This is a genomic window from Campylobacter sp. BCW_6871 (assembly GCF_001762325.1).
Taxonomy (GTDB): Bacteria; Campylobacterota; Campylobacteria; order Campylobacterales; family Campylobacteraceae; genus Campylobacter_D; species Campylobacter_D jejuni.
Genome location: NZ_MJWQ01000081.1, coordinates 521 through 5741 on the forward strand (window position 1 = coordinate 521; position 5221 = coordinate 5741).

General features: G+C 26.7%; 4 protein-coding genes and 1 pseudogene. All 5 read left to right on the forward strand.

Features of this window, described 5'->3' with window-relative positions; all coding sequences use genetic code 11:
* The first annotated feature begins 68 nt into the window (after positions 1-68).
* Positions 69-1667: a putative toxin gene (locus AJ930_RS10695; protein ID WP_070275244.1), complete on the forward strand. Its 1599-nt coding sequence runs from the start codon at positions 69-71 to the stop codon at positions 1665-1667.
* A 2-nt stretch (positions 1668-1669) separates the two neighbouring features.
* Positions 1670-2749 carry an AAA family ATPase gene (locus AJ930_RS09180; RefSeq protein ID WP_053872818.1) on the forward strand — a complete coding sequence of 360 codons (1080 nt, stop codon included), beginning with the start codon at positions 1670-1672 and terminating at the stop codon, positions 2747-2749.
* Positions 2749-3441: a DUF4276 family protein gene (locus tag AJ930_RS09185; protein ID WP_053872819.1), complete on the forward strand. Its 693-nt coding sequence runs from the start codon at positions 2749-2751 to the stop codon at positions 3439-3441. The genes AJ930_RS09180 and AJ930_RS09185 overlap by 1 nt, the downstream gene beginning before the upstream one ends.
* 77 nt (positions 3442-3518) lie before the next feature.
* Positions 3519-4769: a hypothetical protein gene (locus AJ930_RS09190; protein WP_070275245.1), complete on the forward strand. Its 1251-nt coding sequence runs from the start codon at positions 3519-3521 to the stop codon at positions 4767-4769.
* A pseudogene (locus AJ930_RS09195) lies at positions 4762-5221 on the forward strand (hypothetical protein); the annotation flags it as partial. The gene AJ930_RS09190 and the pseudogene AJ930_RS09195, both read left to right, overlap by 8 nt.

Sequence of the window (5221 nt, forward strand, 5' to 3'; positions counted from 1 at the left end):
ACCAGAACAAATTAAAATGTATGAAGAAAGAAGAAAGATAAAAAAATAATAAAAAGGAGGATTTTTTCTTGAAAATTAACGATGAAATAAAATTTCATGATGTTAAATTTTACATTAAAGAATTTGAAAGTGTAGATATTATCGGTGGTTATATTGCCTTTTATGCACCTGTGAAAGAGCATTTAGAGGTAGAAAAAATTCAAAACGATCAAAATCCACAAGAAGAAATCCTGCAATTTAACAAAGATAACTCCCAAAAATATCTAAAAAAAATCAACCAAGAAAAAGAAGAGAAAATCGCACAGCTTGGACTTAACACCAGCGAAGATATTAATAAAGAATTTGATAAGTTGGACAATAAGGCTACTCCTGTTGGAAAATTTGTAAGAAAAAATTATAAATATGATATATTTTATGATGTTTATACAAAAAAAGATAATTACATAAAAAAAGATAATTGCATAAAAAAAATTCCTATAGAAAAAGGTATCGCAGAAATAAAAAAAGAAATTTTAGACGAATTTTATGATAAGTCTCAATGGTGTCTTATACCTAGATTACTTCCTGAAGATGATAATAAAGATTTTGAATTTGATCCTGTTCCTATTTTAAATAGTAGCTTTGTGATTTTAGAATTAGCAAATTGTAAGCAAAAAACTCTTACTTTTCAAAGAAAAATAGCTCAAATAAATAATCCAGATGATTTTAAATTTCAAACACCTGAAGAATTTAAAGAAATGCTTAATAACAAAACAACCTTTGCTGCTTATGGTGGCAAAAAACAACAAATAGAAGATCTTATAAAAACTGCCAAATTAAAACTTAAAATGTTGGAAAAACTTGAGCCATCAGAAATTTCTAAAAAAACTAAAGCAAGCTTGATAAAAAAACAACATGAAAAAATTGAAGAATGTGAAAAAATAAAAAAAGATCTTAAAAAAAATAAGAATAAAAAAATCACACCCAGTGTTATAGGAGATGCGGGAGAATACATCACCTCTTTACTTTTTAAAAAAAGATCTACACGCCATTTGAGCAATCAAAGAAAAATTGATGCTAATTTCAATCTTCATAGTTTTAATCATACTATACCTGATTTTTTAGTGATCATCAATGATATTCCTAGTTTGGTAGAGGTTAAAAATGTCCAAGTTCAAAGCCTAACAGAACAAATCAGCTTTGAATTAAAACTTGCTAGAGAATATGAACTTGATTATTTTTTCATATGCAATAACTATACACAATTAACAGAAAATCTTTCAGGAAGCGCATTGACTCTTCAAGAACATGAAGCATTAATAAAAAATAAAGACAAGGTGAAGGAATTTGATGAAGAGACAAAGGCAAAGAAAAAAAATACAGTAAAAGAGGTTTTAAGGTCAAAAGATAAAAATTGGTATAAAGTATCAGATGTTGGCACTTCTCGTTTGAGAAATTTTTCAGAAGAAGCTGGAGATCAAGGTTCAAGAAATGGCTTTATTTATCATAAACATTTACACAGAAGTATAAAAACAGTATTTAAAGAAATGTATTTACATCATATCAAAGGTGTAGCACCCAATAAAATAGTAATAAAAAGATTTGACTTAAATTATGAAGAAAAATTAGAAGAAATTTTTAACCAAAACCAAGAATTGCAAAAAAATTCTGGAATTGCAAAAGGATAAAGATGTTAGATAAAATAACAATCAAAGGATATAAATCCATAAAAGATTTATCCAAATTTGAGCTTAAAAAATTAAATATTTTAATAGGTGCAAATGGTTCGGGCAAAAGTAATTTTATTTCAGTATTTAAAATGCTTAATGCTTTATTTAATAAAAATTTGCAATTTTTTACACAAGATAAAGGACCTGATAATTTTTTACATTTTGGCAGAAAAAAGACTGAAAATATATATCTTGAATTTGCTTTTGGCAAAAATGGTTATTATGCTACCTTTGTTCCAACGAGTGAAAATAAGCTTATGATATTAAATGAATATATTTTCTTTGATGGAGACTATAAAGACTATAAAGAACCTATAGGGAGTAATCAACTAGAAAGTAATCTTTCAGATATAATAGAACGAAGTTATTCTAAAAAAGTAGCACAACATGTTCTAAATGAAATCAAAAAATGGAAACTTTATCATTTTCATGATACAAGCGATACAGCCAAGATGAAGGGAATGTGTGATGCAAATGACAATCTTATATTTAAAGAAGACGCACAAAATATAGCAGCTTATCTTAAGATGCTTCATGATAATCACAATAATCACTATGAACAAATTTTAACGACTATACAAGATATCGCTCCTTTCTTTGGAGGATTTATTTTTAGAACTAATGAAAATATACAATTAGAATGGTATCATAAAAATAATCCTGATACTCCTTTTAAATCCCATATGCTTTCTGATGGGACTTTAAGATTTATATGTTTAGCTACTTTATTGCTTCAGCCTTTTGAGTTGATGTCGGGAACGATTATTATTGATGAACCGGAATTGGGACTACATCCTTATGCATTAAAGGTTTTAAGTGAAATTATTAAGAGAGTGGCTAAAGAAAAGCAACTCATTATTTCTTCTCAATCTGTAGAACTGATAAACCATTTTGAAGCGCAAGATATTATAGTAGTAGATAAAGAAAACGATGAATCTACTTTTACAAGAATGGATGATGAAAAATTAGAAGCTTGGCTTGAAGACTATACACTTGGAGAAATTTGGGCAAGTAATCTTATAGGCGGGAGACCAAAATAATGATTACAAGATGTTATGTGATTTGCGAAGGACAAAGTGAGGAAAAATTTATAAATGAAATTTTAGGATCGTATTTTTATAACTCTAATGTTTATCTTACTCCACTTATAATACCTACATCTAAAGGACATAAAGGTGGAGGACTTGCGTATGATAGGGTTGTTGATTTTATCGTTAAAAAATTAAAACAAGATTCACAAGCTTTTATGACAACAATGTTTGATTACTATGGATTGGATAATAGATTTTTAAAAGAAAAACAATGTAATAAAAATATATATGAACACGTTGAAAAAATACAAAAAGATTTTGATGAAGCAATTAAACAAAAATGTGATACAAATAATTTTTTTAGCTATATACAGCCACATGAATTTGAAAGTTTGCTTTTTAGTGATATTACAAAAATAATTAAAGCAGATGCTGAATGGAATAAAAAACTTATTTATAAACTAGAAGACATTGTCAAAGAATTCGATAATCCAGAATTTATTAATAATAGTAAAGAAACAAGTCCTTCAAATAGATTAAAAAAGATTTTATCTTTTCCAAGCTATAATAAAATCTTGCACGGTGGAAGAATCGCTAAAGAAATAGGCATAGATAATATAAGATTAAAATGCCGACATTTTAATAAATGGTGTGAAAAAATTCATAGTTTAGGCAACAAAAAGGAAAATAGTGAAAAATAAAAATTTATTTCACAAGAATTTGAAAAAGGTTTTTAAAAATAGCAATAAAAACACCTCAAACACCTTCAGGAATTAAAATGAAACAAAATATAAGCGCTAATCAAGTAAGTTTTTACCTTTTTTCTACAAAAACCTTTAGCGATGAAAAATATCTTGATGCTTGGAGTTTAAAAGGGAATCGTTTAAATTCTCAAGATTGGTTTGAATTTAAACAAGCTAATAAAGGTAGTTTTTATAACAAACATTTAAATGATACTTTAAAAGCCATGCAGAAACTTAAAGCTTATTTTAGTATCGATAAATTTGAAGGCATAAATTTACATGGAAATGATGAATGGTGCGATTTTCTACCTTCAAATTATCTCCAAATTTACGATAGGCTATGTTTAGATAAAAGCAAATATATTTTACATAGATATTATCAAGAAAATGATTTAAGCGAAATAGGAGCACTTAAAAATCTTTCTCCTAATTTTCCTTTTTGGAATGAAAGTGGTGAAAATTTTTCTCAAAATCAAATCAATGCTTTTATAGATAAAGACAACTTAGCACCCTATTTCAATAAATATGATGTTTATTTTAACTCTTCGCTTAATTTAACTTTTAATTTCAGTGATGAAAGCTTAAAATATCTAGTTGATAATTATAATCATAGAATCAGTCATACTTTTATCCCAAAAAATCAAGAGCAACTAGAAAAAGAATTAAATTTAAGCAAAGAAGATAAAATCATTTTAGAACTTGAAAATATGTTTTTAAATCTTTGTAAAGGCATCAGCGCTGATTATGCTTTTATGGATTTTTCTTATTTTTTTTCGGGTTATAACTATATATTAAATTCTAAAGATAATGCTTTTAAATCTTATCCTGCCACCCAAAATACACTTATTTATAAAAGAAGTTTTAAAAAACATATAGAAAAATATGCGAATAATTATTTTTTAAATTACTATTCTAAAGAGTTTTTAAAAGAACTTGATAATCAAGAGTTAAATGAAGATAGACTTAATCATTATCTTATCAATTACAACAAAATCCCAAAAAAAGTCGAAGAAGAAAATATACAAGGTTTACTCTCTAAACAAAAAGATACAAATATTAATTTTGTAAATTTTATAGATTATCAAGATTATGTTTATAACAATAAAGATGATTTTTGGAATTTGTCTTCAGAGGAAAATTCTATGCTTTGGGAAAAATTTTTAAGTAAAAATACCTTAAAACCTTTTCCTTTAAACTTTGATTGCTCCTTAGAAGAAAAATTTCTTTATGCTAAAGATGAGCAATTAGAAAACATTCTCAAATCTCACAAGGCTTTTCATGGCTAGAAAAAGAAAGATAACTATTCCTAGAATAGAAGATATTAATGTAACTCTTGATACTTCTTGTATGCATCCTATATTGGAAGATAATACTTTATTATGCTTACATGGAGGTAGAGTTAAGTTAAAAGCAAAAAAGGCTAAAAGAATAAAATATAATAATGTTCCTATTATGTTACACGATGAAATACAAGGAGCTAGTATAAGTGGATGTTTAAATCCTCCAGTAGCTGGAGGACCTTGTACTAAAGTTGCTTTGGTATTTCCTTATACTTATTCAAAGCATAAAATCAATAATAAATATTCCGTTTATCAAATGGGCTTAATAGGAGTAAGTAATAAAGGCTATCCTGTACTTTCTATACCTAAAGGCAATAAGATTAAATTTGCTTTAACTAAAATACAAGCTAGTCCTCTTGCTAAGATTAAGTATGATAGGATAAGATGGCAAGGGATAG